We start from the raw sequence: 16,300 nt of genomic DNA, 5'->3' as shown, positions 1-16,300 counted from the left end.
ATGTGCGGACAGTTAGAAGGAGTCTTTTAACTAGTTTTAGTCAATATGTCCGGCAGAATTCTACCAAAGGAGACGATTATGAAAATAGCAGTAATGATGAGCGGAGGAGTAGATAGTACCATTACGGCCCTGCTTTTAAAAGAACAGGGTCATGAAGTAGCCGGGCTAACTATGATTAACTGGGATCAGCAGGCAGCCCTTAAGGCTGCTAAAACCGCTCAGGAAATGGAAATAGAGCACCATGTGGTTGATTTAAAGGCAACTTTTCAGGAGCGGGTGGTAGGCTACTTTTGCCAGTCTTATGCCCGGGGGGAAACCCCCAATCCCTGTGTTGCCTGTAATAAATATATTAAATTTGGAAAGTTACTAGATTATGCTGCTAGTCTTGGTTTTGAACGGGTAGCTACTGGTCATTATGCCAGAATTGACTATGACCAGCAGCGAGAACGATACCTGCTTAAAAAAGGGGTGGATACTAAAAAGGATCAGAGCTATTTTCTTTATGAATTAAACCAGGAACAGCTGGCCCGTACTATTTTTCCTCTAGGGGAAATGAATAAAGAACAGGTTAAGGAAATAGCCCGTGAATACGGCCTGACAGTAGCGGAAGAACCTGAAAGTCAGGAAGTATGTTTTATTACCGGTGATTACCGGGAGTTTTTAGAGGGTAAGGTAGAGTACCATCCGGGCCTGGTGGTTGACCGGGAAGGTAAAGTTTTAGGAGAGCATAAAGGTTTGCCTTTTTATACTATTGGTCAGCGTAGAGGGTTAGGGATAAGTGCAGGGCGGCCTATTTATGTGGTGGGTTTAGATTTGGGAAATAACCGATTGGTGGTAGATGATGAGAAACATCTATTTTCAAATTCTCTGCTTGCGAAAGATAATAACTTTATTTATATGAAAGAGTTAGAAACTACCCTCAGGGTAGAAGCAAAAATAAGATATGCGGCTCGTCCTGTCCCAGCTACTATTAGCTGGGAAGGTGAAAACGTGAGGACGGTTTTTGACCAACCCCAGCGAGCCATAACTCCGGGGCAATCGGTAGTTTATTACCAGGGTGATTATGTAATTGGTGGAGGTCGCATAATAAAATAATCTTTTAAAAGACAGGTTAGGTGGGTTTAGCGCCCGCCTTTTTTATAAAAAATGAGCCTTAATAAAAATTCGGCGTCCTATAGAGCTTTTTATTTAAGAGATGCTTTATGGGACGCATTTTTTTATTTTTTTAACAAAAGCTAGAGTTATGAACACTAATGCGAGGAAGATATGTGTCAGGGATCTTAGAAACCTGCCTGTTTTCTATGAAAAGACCGCCGAAATTGTCGGACGGGTTGAAAAAGCGGTGATCGGAGATGATTTTAAACTGGCTTATTTGGTTGTGGAGACTTCCCGGAATGAACCGCGTATGATCATGGCCAGAGATTTACAGTTAAATAAAAATTCGGTACAGATTAGTGATCTAAGAAGTATGAAATCTTATGCCCATGGGGAAGAATTATCCATATATGATCACAAAATAGGTGATTTGATCTACAGTCGGGAAGGGCAAGAATTAGGTATTGTTAGTGATTTTGTGGTTTCCAACCAGAAAGATGTTTGGGGACTAGAGATTTCCTCCGGGGTGTTACAAGACTTATTGGAGGGGAGAGAACTAATTCCGCTGGAACAGGTAAGCTGGAAAAGTCTTAAAAGTGGTGTTGTTGATGAGGAAAGGAGCGAACCGAAATGATCACGCGCTGTCCCGTTTGCAGAGGATTACAGGTAGGAAAGGTAGGCAGTGACCAATATTATTGTTGGAATTGCTTTTTAGAGTTTAATTATAATCGGGGTAAATTTAACCTATATGAGGTAGCTGAGGACGGAACCCTGATAGCGATGGAAAAACCCTCGCAAATTCTTTAAGAAAGCAGGGAGGTGACGAACCTGAGAGGCTGGAGTGCTTTACTGGTGGGAGCTATGCTGGGAGCAGCGGCTACCATCTATTATATGAATAATGAGCAGGGAATGAAAACACAGTACCGCAGGGTGAGAGCTAAGTCGAGGCGGGTGGTTGATGATTTGATTAACGGACAGGACGAAGATATTAATGAAATGTTAAGAGGGCAGGGTTAAAGTATATGCAATGGAATGGGTTAAAATTATCCCGTATTGTACTGGTTTTGGTGGTGGTGACAGCCACCATTTATTTTTTCTACCTGGTCCGCGAGGTTTTGTTTACTTTTGGTATGGGGGCACTTTTGGCCTATCTTTTTTTTCGACCGGTTAAGTGGATTGAGAGCCAGGGGATTAAACGAATCTGGGCTATTATTTTGCTTTATGTAATAGTTTTAACTGGAATCAGTTTTCTTCTGGCTTTTGCTCTTCCTGGAGTAGTGCGGGAATTAACTGGTCTGGCCGAGCTTATCCCGCAATATGCTAATCAAGCCCAGGATATGGCGGGCCGAATTCAAGCTATTGATATACCGGTTAAATTAGGGGAAGTGGTTAATGATAATGTTAGCCGGGTGGAAAACTACATATACGAGGGATTAAAAGGTTTTGTTAATAGCCTGTATAATTTTTTAGGAAAGATTTTTGCCGTGGTTTTTTCTCCTATTTTAGCATTTTATATTATGAATGACTGGGAGAAAATCCGGGATGGGTTTCTTAAGCTGTTTTCCCCCCGGGGTAGGCGGGAATTAATGGTTGTTTTTGGTGAAATAGATACGGTGTTAATAGAATTTTTAAAAGGGCACTTACTAGTAGCAACTTTTGTAGGAACCATGATTGGTTTATCAGCTGCTTTGCTGGGGGTGGAGTTTCCGCTTTTGTTAGGGATATTATCCGGGGTTACTAATCTAATACCCTATTTTGGTGCCTTCCTGGGAGGAATACCGGCGGTAGCTATTGCCTTTTCTGAGTCACTACGCCTGGCAATTTATATGACCCTGGCTATTTTGATTGTCCAGCAGGTGGAAAGCAATTTAGTTACCCCGAAAATAATCGGTGATCGTCTGGGCATGCACCCGTTATTGATTGTTTTTGCACTTTTGGCAGGGGGAAAACTGATGGGCATATGGGGCATGCTCTTCGCGGTACCGGTAGCTGCAGTTTTAAAGGTGGTCCTTTACCGGGTTTATTTACGGGTAGTTGAATAGCACAAATTACCTTTAAGTGTTAAGCTTTATTGACAGAGCCTTTTATATACAAGAAAATAAGAAAGGAAGTCATTGGAGGGAAAGAGGAGGCAGCATTGTGTTGACCAGTAATGAGATTCGAAAAACCTTTTTGGAGTTCTTCCGGCAAAAGGGTCATACGGTAGTAGAGAGTTCGTCACTAGTTCCCGTTAACGATCCTACTCTTTTGTTTACCAATGCCGGTATGAATCAATTTAAGGATGTTTTCCTGGGGATAGATAAACGGAGTTATGTCCGGGCTACCACTTCCCAAAAGTGTGTACGAGCAGGTGGCAAGCATAACGATTTAGATACCGTGGGAAAAACTCCCCGTCATCATACCTTTTTTGAGATGCTGGGTAATTTTTCACTGGGAGATTATTTTAAGCGTGAAGCTATCGGTTTTGCCTGGGAGTTCCTAACTGAAAAAGTAAAGCTTTCTCCAGAGAGTTTATGGGTTACTATTTATAAAGATGATGATGAAGCCTTTCAATTGTGGCAGGAGGTGGCTGGTGTTCCGGCTAACCGCATAATAAGGCTGGGCGAAAAGGACAACTTCTGGAGTATGGGTGATACTGGACCTTGTGGCCCCTGTAGTGAAATTATGTATGACCGGGGGGCTGACTATAGCTGTGGTAAGGAATGTGCCATTGGGGTTTGCGACTGTGACCGTTGGCTGGAAATATGGAACCTGGTGTTTATGCAGTATAATCGTGATGAAGAGGGGAATATGACACCTCTGCCCCGGCCCAGTATAGATACGGGTATGGGATTAGAACGGTTGACATCTGTACTTCAGGAAGTAGAAAGTAATTTTGATACCGACCTTTTTATACCCCTTATGAAAAAAATTGAAGATCTTACCGGTAGTGCTTATGATCCTGGCGAGGGTGGATTTCCTTTCCGGGTAATTGCCGATCATAGCCGGGCCTGCACATTTTTAATTGCAGATGGGGTTTTACCCAGCAACGATGGGCGTGGTTACGTGTTACGTCGTATCCTGCGCCGAGCCGTGCGTTTTGGACGTTTATTGGGGATTAATGAGCCCTTTTTATATAAAAATGTAGATGTGGTTTGCGATTCGATGAGTGATGCCTATCCCTATCTACTGGAAAAACGTGATTTTGTTAAAGAGGTTATCCGGCTGGAGGAGGAAAGATTTTTTGTAACCTTAAATGAAGGACTTAAGAAGGTGGAGGACATTCTGGCCCAGGCCCGGGAAAAAGGTACCCGGCTAATCAGTGGTCAGGAGGCTTTCATGCTTTACGATACTTATGGCTTTCCTCTGGACCTCATGGAGGACGTAGCCCAGGAAAACCAATTTGATATTGATACCGAAGGTTTTACCCGGATGATGGAGCAACAGCGTCAGCGCGCCCGCAAAGCTAACCGGGGAGAAAATGGTTTTGCCAAGGAACAGGCACTGTCAGAATTATTAACTGAAATAGAGCCTACCATTTTTACCGGTTATGGGCAAATGGTAGATGAATCTCTTATCCAGGCGGTTATTAGCGGATTTAGACGTGTAGACCAGGCAACAGATGACGAAGAAGTTTTAGTAGTGGCCAGGCAAACCCCGTTTTATGCGGAAAGTGGTGGTCAGGTATCTGATGCCGGGACGATTACAGGTCCAGATGGCTGGTTGGCGGTTAAAGATATTAAAAAGATTGGGCCCTGGATAGTTCACCAGGGAGTAGTGAGGGGAGCGCTGGCTGTCGGACAGAAAGTGCGGCTGGAGATAGACCAGAAGAAGCGCCTGGATACTGCTCGTAACCATACTGCTACTCATTTATTACATCGGGCCCTACGTCTGGTTTTGGGCGAACATGCTCAGCAAAAAGGATCTTTGGTTGAGCCGGAGCGGCTTCGTTTTGATTTTTCGCACCTGGCAGCAGTCAGTGAAGAAGAACTGGCGCGGATAGAGGAACTGGTTAATCAGGCTATATGGAATATGTATGAGGTTAAAACCGTTAGGAAGAGTATTGATGAGGCCCGTGAAATGGGTGCCATTGCCTTGTTCGGAGAAAAATACGGTGATGAGGTACGGGTAGTTAAGATAAGTGATTACAGCATGGAATTATGCGGCGGGACCCATGTCAGTAATACTGGACAAATTGGTCTTTTTAAGATTTTAAGTGAGGGAAGTGTAGGTTCAGGTTTACGGCGTATCGAGGCGGTTACTGGATTATATGCACTAAATTATTTGAATCGTATGGAAAAAGAATTAAAAACTACTGCTGTCCGGCTTCATACTGTACCTGTCCAGGTAAGTGAGAGGGTAGAAGCGTTAAACCATACCCTCAAAGAAAAAGAGCGGGAAATAAATGAGTTAAAAGCTAGTATTTCTAAAGCGGCCAGTGCTGATTTAGTCGACCAGGCTTATGAGATTAAGGGTGTTAAGGTGCTTTTTGCCGAAGTACCAAATCTGGATATGAATAGTTTGCGGCAGAATGCAGAGATGTTAAGAGATAAGCTTAAATCGGCGGTAGTTTTGCTGGCATCTTCAGTAGGACAGAAAGTAAATCTGGTTTGCTTTGTTAGCAAAGATTTGCTGGAATGCGGGTTGCATGCCGGAAATATTGTGGCAGCAGCGGCACGAGAAACGGGCGGTGGCGGTGGAGGTCGTCCCGATATGGCTCAGGCAGGAGGTAAAAATCCCTCCCGGATCAAGGAGGCCCTTGCAGCAGCTCACGAAATAGTAGAAAAAGCTCTGGTCTAAGCGCAGGAATTTTATCTTCCCGTGTCGAACTTTCCATATACAGAGGAGGTGGTTTTAGTGCCTCATAGAAAGGAAGAAACGGTTAGTTTTAAAATGCACCGGGATGGCGAAGAAAAGGTGCATGCGATTTTAATGAAGGTTTACGATGCTTTGGAGGAAAAAGGCTATAATCCAATTAACCAGCTGGTAGGGTATATGATTTCAGGTGATCCAGCTTATATTACTAGTCATAACGAGGCGCGTAGTCTTATATGTAAGGTGGAAAGGGACGAAGTGCTGGAAGTATTACTTAAATATTATCTTAAAAAGTAAGGGTAATCCCCATGGGAAACCATGGGGATTTTTTCTAATATTATCTGAAGGGGTATATGAATAAAATAATATGAGAATAATGGGCATAGATGTAGGGGAAAAAAGAATTGGTATAGCTATTAGCGATCCTATGGGTTGGACAGCCCAGGGTCATTCGGTATTACATCGTACTAGTATAGATAAGGATTTAAGCTATTTTAAAAATCTTTGCCAGAAAGCGGAAATTGGGAAAATCGTAGTTGGTTTACCAAAGAATATGAACGGTTCGCTGGGACCTAAAGCCAGAGAAGTTCAGCAATTTGGACAGGAACTGGCTAAAATTACCGGGTTACCGGTGGAATACTGGGATGAACGCCTTACTACTCTTCAGGCAGAAAGAGTACTGTTGGAGGCTGATCTTTCACGGAAAAAACGCCGGGGGGTTATTGATAAAGTGGCCGCAGTTCACATTCTTCAATCTTACTTGGATGTCCACGGGTAAAAATTTGACAAAGCAGTCAGGAAAATATTAGAATGTCACTAGTTTGTTAGAAAGGGGTGATTCCATGAGCCATGACGAGATATTTGAGGAGGACTTCCCCATATTAGTTTTAGTTGACGATGAGGGTGTAGAACACCAATTCGAGCTATTAGCTGAAATGGAAATTGAGGATGATGTTTACCGGGTTCTAGTACCGTTAAATACTGAGGAAGAGGAATTAGAGGAAGAAGAAGTCGAAGTAGTAATTCTTAAAGTAGTTAACGATGAAGAAGGTAACGAATTCCTTAGTGATATCGAGAATGATGAAGAGTGGGAAAGAGTCGCAGATGCCTGGCAGGAATTGGTGGAGTCGGGAGATTTTTAAGTAGCCTGGTTTTGAAAGGAGCCTGTAAAGGCTTCTTTTCTATTTTATAAGGTATCGGTATACCCCCTTTTCGTATATAATTGAATGAGAATTTGTATAAATGAGGCGTTTTGGGGGATGGGCTTTGATAAAGAATAAAAATCTTAGTTCAATATTCATGATAGTACTAGTATTAATTGCGGGTATCTGTGCCGCAGTGGGGCTTTATTTTTATCAGGTGCTTTACAAAACTGATCATTTTTTACCTGGAGTACATATTGCATCGATACCTGTGGAAGGTTATAGTCGAGCAGAAGCGGTAGATGCTTTAGAGACATGGAAACAGGAGGCTTTGCAGACTAAGGTTACTTTCCATAAGGGGGATTTCATTTACCAGACCCAACTGGGAAAATTATGCGAAGTTCCTGATCTAGGCATAATGGTGGAGGAAACCTGGGAAAAAGAAAAAAAGAGAAACCTTAAATCTAAACTGTTTAATTTAGATGGATCCAAGACTATAGATTATCCACAAAAGATACGGTACAAGAGTGAAATTATGTCTGCCATGGTGGTGGAATGGAATGAGAGTATAGGAAGTGTTCCGGTTAACCCCCGTTTGGAGATGGACCGGAACAAAGGGTTGATAGTAGTACCTGGAAAGATAGGACAGGTAGTAAACCAGAAAAAGACTATGGCTGGGCTTCCCCAGAAATGGGGGGAATTTACTGATTTTAAAATCCCTATTGTTATAGAAGAAAAATATCCCCAGTTAACAGAAGCAGACCTCCAGGAGATGGGGGAGCTGGCTTACTTTACCACCTGGTATAATCCGGGTGAAGTAGATCGCTCCCACAACTTAGCCATGGCAGCCGCAGCCATTAACACCCAGGTGGTATCACCAGGCCAAAGTTTTTCTTTTAATAAAACCGTTGGCCGGCGGACTTTTGAAAATGGCTACCGTGATGCGATGGTCATTGTGGGAGGCAAGTTTGAACCAGGAGTAGGCGGAGGAATATGTCAGGTTTCCTCCACCCTCTACAATGCTGTATTATTAGCGGGACTGGATATTGTGGAGCGTCATAATCATGCTCTGGCGGTGGCTTATGTTCCATTAGGCCTTGATGCCACCGTAGCTTATGGTTTACAAGATTTTAAATTTAAAAATAATACTGATCATCCTATCTACCTTCAGGCTTCCGCAGGTGGTGGGCGCCTGACTGTGAGAGTATATGGCCATTTAAAATATAAGCAAAGTATTAAACTAACTCATGTGATAGACCGGGTCATTGATTTTAAGGAGATAAGGGAGCCTCTGGAAACACTTAATCCAGGGGAGGAAAAGATCGACCACAAAGGATTTCCCGGCTATGTGGTGCGTTCATTTAGAACCTATCACGTAAATGGGCAGATTTTAAAACAGGAAAAATTGGCTACTGATTATTATAAACCACTTAACAAACTGATTTATGTTGGGCCGCCGGCTGATGAAGAAGATACCCGGCCTGGTGTTGATCCACCTGATTTGCCCGGGATGCCGGGTAATTCATTATCTCCGGACATCACGGAAGGTAACCAGAATAATACCGGGGAAGAAACTGTCCTGGAATAATGGTAGGGGATCAAGCAGGAAATAGGTGAGGAAATGAGTGAGATTAAAATTAAGCGGGTGAGACAACGACCAGTGGTATTTATCGCTCTGTTGTTTCTGGTAACAGGTGCTTGGTTAGGTTATCAGGTTTTTGTCCGCCAGTATGCACCGGTTGACCTCCATGATACTACTCTGGTAGATGTAGTTATCCCTGAACAAGCTACCGCCCGGCAGATTGCTCAACGATTAAAAAAGGAAGGATTAATTTACAGCGAAAATGCTTTTTTAGTATATATACAGAAAAACAATCTGGCCAACCGTCTAAAAGCGGGACATTACCGTTTTAGTCGTAGCCAAAGGGCAAGTGAAATGGCTGATGATATAGCCCAGGGCCGGGTAGTAACTGTAGGATTTACTATTCCAGAAGGCTATACTCTGCAGCAGATAGGGAGGTTACTAGTTGAACGTAAAATATGTACTGGCGAGGAGTGGGATGCGGCTGTAAAAGCGGACTATCCGTTTGATTTTCTGGATACCGCCCCTTCGGAAGTAAACAGCCCTTTGGAAGGATTTTTGTTTCCGGATACTTATTATGTCAGTGAAGATTGCACGGTCCAGCAAATTATTATGCATATGCTAGATAATTTTAAGCAGGTGTGGGATGACCAATTTGCTCGTGAGGCGGAACAAAGGGGCATGGATATACGGCAGGTGATTACTATGGCTTCACTAATTGAAAAGGAAGCGATGGTAGCTAAGGAGCGTAAGATTATTTCCGGGGTGATTCATAATCGTCTGCGGAAAAACATGTTGCTGCAGATTGATGCTACAGTACTATATTGCCTGCCTGAACATAAAGAGGTAGTAACTTATGCTGATCTTAAAGTAGATTCTCCTTATAATACTTATCGCTACCCCGGATTACCCCCAGGTCCCATAGCCAACCCGGGGCAGGCCAGTATAGAGGCGGCTTTACATCCCGACAGGAATGATTATCTTTATTATGTGGCTACAGGGGATGGAAGTCACCACTTTTCTACTAATTATGAGGATCATTTACAGGCTAAAGAGAAATATATTGACTAGGTAATGGAGGAAATTATGCTGATCCCTGAATTGGTTCTCCCGGCCGGGAATATAGAAAAACTGAAAACTGCCTTACTTTTTGGGGCTGATGCGGTCTATGCCGGGGGAGAAGATTATAGCTTGCGGGCATTTGCCGGCAATCTGACTCTGGAGGAGATACGTGAAGGTTTAAGGTTTGCCCACCAGTTGGGGAAAAAGCTTTATATCACAGTTAATATTCTGGCCCATAACCATGACCTGGCCAATCTACCGGTCTACCTGGAGGCGTTACAGGAAATTGGTGTGGATGGTGTTATTATTGCTGATTTCGGGATAATGCGGATGATAAAACGTTATGCACCCGATCTACCAATTACGGTGAGTACTCAGGCCAATGTTACTAATTATGAAACCGCAGCATTTTTAGCAGAATTAGGAGCTCGGCGGGTAGTAGTAGCACGGGAGCTAAGCCTAAAAGAAATAGTGCAGATAAAGAAAAAAACTGGATTACAGATTGAAGTATTCATACATGGAGCTATGTGTGTTTCATATTCCGGCCGATGTCTACTTTCTTATTATATGACTGGTCGCAGTGCTAATCAGGGAGAATGTGCTCATCCTTGCCGTTATCATTATTTTTTAATGGAGGAAAAACGGCCTGGTCAGTATTGGCCCATCGAAGAAGACCACCGGGGTACTTACATTATGAATTCCCGTGATCTTTGTTTACTTGAACATATTCCTGATTTAATTGAAGCGGGTATTGATGCTTTCAAAGTGGAGGGGCGTATGAAAAGCCTGCTTTATGTGGCCAGTGTAGCCCGGGTTTATCGTCAGGCGATTGATGTGTACCAGCCGGGGAAAATTTATGATTCTAAGCAATTAAAACTATGGATGGATGAACTTGAGGGTACGGCTACCAGACCGTTTACTAATGGTTTTATTACCGGAGAGCCGGGCTATTTGCAGGATATAGAAAAAACCTGGCGTAGGCAGCGCCTGGAGTTTTGCGGTATTGCCCGTGGATACCATAGCAATAAGCATTGTATAGAAGTAGAACAGAGGGCGAATTTTGGTCCCGGAGATTATCTGCAATGGTTACTGCCTGGAGGGAAAATACAGGATTTTAGTTTACAAAATATTTATGATCTGGAAGGGAAGCGTATGGACCGTGCCCGGCATGCGCGACAACGGGTACTTATACCATCCGCCCAGCCAGTTCCCGAGTATTCTATTCTAAGAAGGGTCGGTGAAAGCTATGCAGGACAACGTTCTTCTGAAGATTGATCCGCGCCATATTGATATGCTGACCAAACTGATGGAAGCTTATGAATACCTGGGGGTAGTTACTACCCTGGACCGTTCCCAGGGCCTGGTAATAATAAGGGGCACGGTGGATACCTACCCGGAATTGGTGAAAATACTTTCCCGTATGCCATTTCCTTTAGAGATTTTATAACCAGGTTTTAAAATTGCAGAGTCTAATGTGGATTTTCGGAAATATAGTTGATTAACCCGCATAGAATAATAGATATAACTGGTTTTTTAGAATATTCATGAGAATAAGCATATCCCCGAGAGCCAATCCTAACTTAAAGGGCTTGAAGGGGTTTTTTTATGCGTATTAAAAGAATAATTATCCTGATGGGATTATTCCTTTTTATATATTTAGCCATGGCAGGAAACTTAGCCTACTACCAGCTAGTTCGCGGTCGGGATATTGCCCGGCAGGCTGTGGCTATGCGCAGTGAACAAATTGCTTTAAAAGAATTTTCCCGGGGGGATATTCTAGATCGTAATCTACTTCCCCTTTCTGGTGGGCGCACTTCTGTAGCCGTTTACTGCCTTCCCCGGGAGGCTTTAAAAGCGGCGAAGCCAAGTAAAAACAATAAATTGACTAATGAAAAGGTTCTGCAGGATGTAGCGTTAGCCCTGGCCCAGGCTATTAATGGTCTTGATCCCCAGGCAGTAGAAAAACAGCTGACCCAGGCGCTAAAGCGTGGCTACCCTTTAGTACGAATTGCTTCTGATCTGGATGGATTATCTATAGCTAACCTGGAGTCACAAAAACTACCCGGGGTGGTGGTAGCCCCAATTATAAAACGCTACCAGGAAGACGGGATGTGTGCTCATATAATAGGTTATGTAAGTGGTATTGATCCGGTGGCAGGACAGGCAGGTATTGAACGTACTTATAACAATATTTTGTCTAATAACCCTTCTAGTCCTGGGCTGGTTACGGTTTTGGATGCCCGGGGGGAGGCTATAAAAGGTCTCATGTTTAAGATTCGCCGGGAACAGGAAGAACATCATGCTTCAGTAGTGCTAACTATAGATAAGCAAATCCAACAGATGGTGGAACAGGCTATGAAGGATAAAGTTTATAAAGGGGCGGTAGTAGTAATGGATGTAGATAGTAAAGAAATACTGGCCATGGCTAGCCGTCCGGTATTTAATCCTTACGACATTAGTAAGGCACTACAGGGGGAGGATGCGGTTCTTACTAATCGGGCTTTAAGCCGTTATCATCCTGGTTCCCTTTTTAAAATAGTGGTGGCAGCAGCAGCTATAGAAGAAAAAAAGGTATTATTACAGGAAAAATTTAATTGTGAGGGGTCTTTTAAATTTAGTGAGCAGGTCAGCATTTCCTGCTGGAAGGAGTATGGTCATGGAACCGTTGATTTTGTGCAGGGGTTTGCTTCTTCCTGTAATCCTACTTTAATTGAAGTCGGGCTGCGGGTGGGAAAAAATGATTTACTCCGGTATGTTGAAAGACTTCATCTGGAAGATGAGAACATAATAGGGATGGGTAAATACAGGGCCGGAAGTTATGTGTCGATTAATCCCGGACCGGCTGCTCTGGGTAATGCTAGCCTGGGGCAACAGGGGGTTATGTTAACTCCTTTGCAAATGACTTCGTTGGTAGCTACCATAGCTGATGATGGTCAATGGAATCACCCCTCCATAGTACGTTATACTCAAGATTACCAGGGGCAGAAAAATCGGCCGGTTACCCGGCGTAAAGAGCAGGTGCTTAGTATATCAACAGCTAAAGCACTACAAGGATTAATGGAACAGGTGGTGGAACAGGGAACCGGCAAAAATGCAGCGATCAATGAAGTTAAAATCGCCGGTAAAACAGCTACTAGTCAGACCGGGCGTTATACAGAACAAAACGACGAGGTTTTAAATACCTGGTTTGCAGGGTATTTTCCTGCTGATAATCCTAGATGGGCGGTAGTCGTTATGGTAGAAGAAGGAATATCAGGATCGCAAAGTGCAGCTCCGGTATTTAAGGAAATCGCCGGGGGGATACTTAATTACTATTCAGTCAATGATGTCCGTTAACGGTATTTAACGGGTTTGCGAAAGGATTGCTCCCGGTGATGTCGAAATAATAGAAGGTTTGCTCGAAAAAAAGAGAAAGGAGGGAAAGAATGTCTGAAATCAAATTGATTGATCATCCGGTAGCCAGTACTTGTGTTAAGGTCTTGCGTAACCGGAAAACTATGATTAAAGATTTTCGCCAGGCTATGAATATACTAGGATTACTGCTGGCGGTGGAAGCATGTCGGGATTTAAAAACGGTGGAAGAACAGATAGTAACTCCTCTGGATACCGGAGTTACATGTAAATATGTTAGGGACGAACGGGTACTATTGGTTCCGGTATTAAGGGCTGGACTAGGGTTAGTAGATAGTTTTATAACTTTATTACCGTCAGCCCGTATATCTCATATTGGCATGTACCGGGACCATGAAACTCTTGAAGTCAGGCCTTATCTAAATACTACTCCGAAGAATGGTGAGGAATTTGACCATATAATTGTACTTGACCCTATGCTGGCTACTGGTAACAGTGCAGTCCAGGCCCTGGAATTTCTTATGCAGCAAGGCTATAAATCTGAACAGATTACTTTTGTATGTGCATTAGCTGCACAACCAGGCCTCAACCGGATACAGGACAAATTTCCTGATATTAAAATAATAACTGCTGCTATAGACCCCGGTTTAAACGAAAAGGCCTACATTGTTCCTGGCTTGGGTGATGCGGGAGATCGCTTATACTGTCGTAATTACCGCATCGTTAGTTGTACTATGCCGGATTTTAATTAGTTTTCAGATTAGTACTCTGGGGATGGAAGGTATTGCTAGCATGGGGATAAACTTACGATATGGTAAGGAATGGCTAAGGGGTATAAATTACATAGATCAATTAGCATATATACAAATAGCCTGGTTAGTGGCCAGGCTATTTGTTTCAAATCGTTTGTTTTGCTTTGTCAATGCTTTGACAAACTATATTAAGACCTTTTACAAAGTCTTCCTGAATGGGTCCCAGGTCTCTTTTTAGTTGATTGTTGAAATCCTGGCCCAAGGTTATAACCTTGTCAGCCAGATCGCGACCCTTATCGGTAAGGAAAAGGCGTATCACCCTGCGGTCTTGACTACAAAGCCTGCGTTCGACCAGACCATCTCGTTCCAATTTGTCAACCATAGTGGTTAACGATGAATTCTCAATATGGGCGCGATTACCTATTTCAGAGAGGGTCGATCCATCTCGTTCCAGAAGTGTGAAAAGCACAAAGGATTGGGCCAGGTTGATGCCGAATTCATCTAGCTCATGTGTGATGTGTTTTTCCACTTTTTTCAATGTCGATTTGAGAGAATAGCAGATGAATGTTGTAAAATCTTCCATACTAACTCCTTCCTCCAAGTTATGTTTTTGTTTTTTATTTTGATAATGGACAATATGCCCGGTAATAAATCGCATAACTTTTATGCATAGGCAGTCGGTCTTTTTCGGCATCAATCATATTCTACCACTAAAGACTATCCCCATGTGAACAATTTAACTAAATAAAGATAACCCATAGTGAATTTCATTCAAAAAAGCAGATAAATTTCATAAAATACGGGAGAAACACTGTAATGTTATTTATTAATATATAAAGCAGCAGTTGGTATCGTTTTTCGCGAAAAATGTTTTTTAATAAACTTAAAAAGGGACTAGCAATGTATTTAAGGGAAACTCCTTATAGCGATTGTTAAGAAGGTATCATTTGAAATATAAGGGTCATTACACTGGTAGAAATACGGTATAATAGGATCTGGGTGCAATTTAGTAGGGCTTTTAAAAACGTTCTGGTCGCCAGATTAGCTGCCCGAATATGTGCAATAATTGAAGGAGAGTGAGTAGTTAATGGCGGATCCTAAGTACCAATATAAGCAGAAACTTACTACCCCTGAGAATGCTGTAAAACTGGTGGAGTCAGGAGATCTGGTTTTTTACAGCGAGTTTACTATGTTCCCGGAAACACTTGATAAAGCCTTAGCAGGTCGTGTCAATGAATTGATCGATGTAACTATTCGCGGAACATGTCTGTCCCAGATACCTGAGGTGATAAAATCTGATCCAGAACAGAAACACTTCATTCTGGAAGATTGGCATTTTGGAGGATCATCACGGCGTCTGGGTGATAAGGAGCTTTGCTATTATATTCCATTCACTTATCATCAGGGGCCTCGGGTAGTGCAGAACTATGAAGAAGTCGATGTAGCCTTTATAAAAGTAGGATCTATGGATGAGTATGGATTTTTTAACCTGGGACCTTCTAATTCCATTACCTCATACTATGTGAACAAAGCCAAAAAAGTAGTGTTGGAAGTAAACTCGTGTATTCCAACCTGTTTAGGTGGAAATAGAGAGACCATTCACATATCCAGGGCTGATCTGATTATAGAAGCGGATCCTATTCCACTTTTTGAACTGCCCAGTGTTGTTGCCGGCGAGACAGATTATAAGATATCTGACTTGGTAGTTAATGAAATTGAGGATGGAGCCTGTTTACAGCTTGGCATAGGCGGTCTACCTAATGCTATTGGGGAAAAAATAGCTGCCAGTGATTTGAATGACCTAGGGGTCCATACTGAGATGATGGTGGATTCCTTTGTTGACATGTATGATGCGGGGCGTATAACCGGGGCTTGCAAAAACATTGATAAATATAAAATGGCTTATACTTTTGCCATGGGAACAGAAAAATTGTATAAGTTTTTAGATAAAAACCCCCTGTGTGCTAGTTACCCGGTAGATTATGTTAATGATCCTAATGTAATTTCCCTTAATGATAAAGTAATGGCTATCAACACGGCTTTGGAAGTTGATTTATTTAGTCAGGTATGTTCGGAAAGTGCTGGATTCAGACAAATATCTGGAACTGGCGGTCAGTTAGATTTTATCATGGGAGCCTTTCGGTCCCATGGAGGTAAAGGTTTTATCTGTCTTAATTCTACATATAAAGATAAAAAAGATCAGCTGCATTCGAGGATAAGACCGTCCCTATCACCTGGTACTGTAGTGACAGTGCCCCGTTCTATGGTGCATTATGTGGTTACTGAATACGGCATAGTACAGTTAAAAGGAAAGTCTACCTGGGAAAGGGCGGAAGCACTGATAAATATTGCTCATCCAAATTTCCGGGATGAATTGATAAAGGCTGCTCAGGAGATGAGAATTTGGAAACGTACTAACAAGATCGAGTAGTTTTAAAATTAGAAATAACTGCCTATTATTACCGGTTGGTCAGCACCGCCCGTATGTGGTGCTGACCTTATTTACTTTTATCTTATCTAAT

General features: G+C 42.7%; 17 protein-coding genes. 16 read left to right on the top strand and 1 reads right to left on the bottom strand.

All coding sequences use genetic code 11. The features are described from left to right. Positions 1-78: 78 nt before the first annotated feature. The 15 genes from mnmA (at position 79) to upp (ending at position 13,778) form a co-directional block, all read left to right on the top strand. On the top strand, positions 79-1,095 hold the full coding sequence (gene mnmA, locus ACZ5Q0_RS01695) for a tRNA 2-thiouridine(34) synthase MnmA (protein WP_446819785.1): 1,017 nt from the start codon (positions 79-81) through the stop codon (positions 1,093-1,095). Between the two features lie 148 nt (positions 1,096-1,243). Then, positions 1,244-1,729, top strand: coding sequence for a PRC-barrel domain-containing protein (locus ACZ5Q0_RS01690; RefSeq protein ID WP_446819786.1), 486 nt, complete (start codon positions 1,244-1,246; stop codon positions 1,727-1,729). Continuing rightward, on the top strand, positions 1,726-1,902 hold the full coding sequence (locus tag ACZ5Q0_RS01685) for a hypothetical protein (protein ID WP_446819787.1): 177 nt from the start codon (positions 1,726-1,728) through the stop codon (positions 1,900-1,902). The genes ACZ5Q0_RS01690 and ACZ5Q0_RS01685 overlap by 4 nt, the downstream gene beginning before the upstream one ends. A 12-nt stretch (positions 1,903-1,914) precedes the next feature. Then, entirely contained in the window at positions 1,915-2,112 is a 198-nt protein-coding gene (locus ACZ5Q0_RS01680; RefSeq protein WP_446819788.1) for a hypothetical protein, read from the top strand. A gap of 5 nt (positions 2,113-2,117) precedes the next feature. After that, positions 2,118-3,137 carry an AI-2E family transporter gene (locus ACZ5Q0_RS01675; RefSeq protein WP_446819789.1) on the top strand — a complete coding sequence of 340 codons (1,020 nt, stop codon included), beginning with the start codon at positions 2,118-2,120 and terminating at the stop codon, positions 3,135-3,137. 97 nt (positions 3,138-3,234) lie between these two features. Then, a complete protein-coding gene (gene alaS, locus ACZ5Q0_RS01670) occupies positions 3,235-5,874 on the top strand; it encodes an alanine--tRNA ligase (protein WP_446819790.1) in 2,640 nt (879 codons plus the stop codon). Positions 5,875-5,931: 57 nt separating this feature from the next. After that, positions 5,932-6,186: an IreB family regulatory phosphoprotein gene (locus tag ACZ5Q0_RS01665; protein WP_446819792.1), complete on the top strand. Its 255-nt coding sequence runs from the start codon at positions 5,932-5,934 to the stop codon at positions 6,184-6,186. Positions 6,187-6,256: 70 nt separating this feature from the next. Beyond that, positions 6,257-6,667, top strand: coding sequence for a Holliday junction resolvase RuvX (gene ruvX, locus ACZ5Q0_RS01660; RefSeq protein ID WP_446819793.1), 411 nt, complete (start codon positions 6,257-6,259; stop codon positions 6,665-6,667). A gap of 64 nt (positions 6,668-6,731) precedes the next feature. After that, positions 6,732-7,031, top strand: a complete 300-nt coding sequence (locus tag ACZ5Q0_RS01655; RefSeq protein ID WP_446819794.1) for a DUF1292 domain-containing protein — start codon at positions 6,732-6,734, stop codon at positions 7,029-7,031. A 124-nt stretch (positions 7,032-7,155) separates the two neighbouring features. Then, entirely contained in the window at positions 7,156-8,619 is a 1,464-nt protein-coding gene (locus ACZ5Q0_RS01650; protein ID WP_446819796.1) for a VanW family protein, read from the top strand. Positions 8,620-8,652: 33 nt separating this feature from the next. Then, complete coding sequence (mltG, locus tag ACZ5Q0_RS01645; RefSeq protein ID WP_446819797.1) at positions 8,653-9,684, top strand: endolytic transglycosylase MltG; 1,032 nt, start codon at positions 8,653-8,655, stop codon at positions 9,682-9,684. Between the two features lie 15 nt (positions 9,685-9,699). After that, complete coding sequence (locus ACZ5Q0_RS01640; RefSeq protein ID WP_446819798.1) at positions 9,700-10,950, top strand: peptidase U32 family protein; 1,251 nt, start codon at positions 9,700-9,702, stop codon at positions 10,948-10,950. Beyond that, positions 10,922-11,122: a DUF4911 domain-containing protein gene (locus ACZ5Q0_RS01635; protein WP_446820734.1), complete on the top strand. Its 201-nt coding sequence runs from the start codon at positions 10,922-10,924 to the stop codon at positions 11,120-11,122. The genes ACZ5Q0_RS01640 and ACZ5Q0_RS01635 overlap by 29 nt, the downstream gene beginning before the upstream one ends. Positions 11,123-11,280: 158 nt before the next feature. Next, positions 11,281-13,011: a peptidoglycan D,D-transpeptidase FtsI family protein gene (locus ACZ5Q0_RS01630; protein WP_446819799.1), complete on the top strand. Its 1,731-nt coding sequence runs from the start codon at positions 11,281-11,283 to the stop codon at positions 13,009-13,011. 89 nt (positions 13,012-13,100) lie between these two features. Beyond that, positions 13,101-13,778 carry a uracil phosphoribosyltransferase gene (gene upp / locus ACZ5Q0_RS01625; protein ID WP_446819801.1) on the top strand — a complete coding sequence of 226 codons (678 nt, stop codon included), beginning with the start codon at positions 13,101-13,103 and terminating at the stop codon, positions 13,776-13,778. A gap of 145 nt (positions 13,779-13,923) precedes the next feature. Here upp and ACZ5Q0_RS01620 read toward each other — a convergent pair whose 3' ends face one another. Beyond that, entirely contained in the window at positions 13,924-14,436 is a 513-nt protein-coding gene (locus ACZ5Q0_RS01620) for a MarR family winged helix-turn-helix transcriptional regulator (RefSeq protein ID WP_464827200.1), read from the bottom strand. A 429-nt stretch (positions 14,437-14,865) separates the two neighbouring features. On the opposite strand from ACZ5Q0_RS01620, the gene ACZ5Q0_RS01615 reads away from it, so the two are divergent. After that, on the top strand, positions 14,866-16,209 hold the full coding sequence (locus ACZ5Q0_RS01615) for an acetyl-CoA hydrolase/transferase family protein (protein ID WP_446819804.1): 1,344 nt from the start codon (positions 14,866-14,868) through the stop codon (positions 16,207-16,209). The last annotated feature ends 91 nt before the right edge of the window (positions 16,210-16,300 follow it).

This window comes from Syntrophomonas erecta subsp. sporosyntropha, from assembly GCF_055395365.1.
This window is presented reverse-complemented; position numbering and strand designations above follow the sequence as displayed.

Bases quoted from the DNA above. Each gene is read 5' to 3' on its own strand.
- ACZ5Q0_RS01630 (WP_446819799.1), top strand. From the start codon at position 11,281: ATGCGTATTAAAAGAATAATTATCCTGATGGGATTATTCCTTTTTATA.
- ACZ5Q0_RS01685 (WP_446819787.1), top strand. From the start codon at position 1,726: ATGATCACGCGCTGTCCCGTTTGCAGAGGATTACAGGTAGGAAAGGTA.
- ACZ5Q0_RS01615 (WP_446819804.1), top strand. From the start codon at position 14,866: ATGGCGGATCCTAAGTACCAATATAAGCAGAAACTTACTACCCCTGAG.
- upp (WP_446819801.1), top strand. From the start codon at position 13,101: ATGTCTGAAATCAAATTGATTGATCATCCGGTAGCCAGTACTTGTGTT.
- ACZ5Q0_RS01635 (WP_446820734.1), top strand. From the start codon at position 10,922: ATGCAGGACAACGTTCTTCTGAAGATTGATCCGCGCCATATTGATATG.
- ACZ5Q0_RS01620 (WP_464827200.1), bottom strand. From the start codon at position 14,436: ATGCGATTTATTACCGGGCATATTGTCCATTATCAAAATAAAAAACAA.
- mltG (WP_446819797.1), top strand. From the start codon at position 8,653: ATGAGTGAGATTAAAATTAAGCGGGTGAGACAACGACCAGTGGTATTT.
- ACZ5Q0_RS01690 (WP_446819786.1), top strand. From the start codon at position 1,244: ATGAACACTAATGCGAGGAAGATATGTGTCAGGGATCTTAGAAACCTG.
- ACZ5Q0_RS01655 (WP_446819794.1), top strand. From the start codon at position 6,732: ATGAGCCATGACGAGATATTTGAGGAGGACTTCCCCATATTAGTTTTA.
- ACZ5Q0_RS01675 (WP_446819789.1), top strand. From the start codon at position 2,118: ATGCAATGGAATGGGTTAAAATTATCCCGTATTGTACTGGTTTTGGTG.
- ruvX (WP_446819793.1), top strand. From the start codon at position 6,257: ATGAGAATAATGGGCATAGATGTAGGGGAAAAAAGAATTGGTATAGCT.
- mnmA (WP_446819785.1), top strand. From the start codon at position 79: ATGAAAATAGCAGTAATGATGAGCGGAGGAGTAGATAGTACCATTACG.
- ACZ5Q0_RS01640 (WP_446819798.1), top strand. From the start codon at position 9,700: ATGCTGATCCCTGAATTGGTTCTCCCGGCCGGGAATATAGAAAAACTG.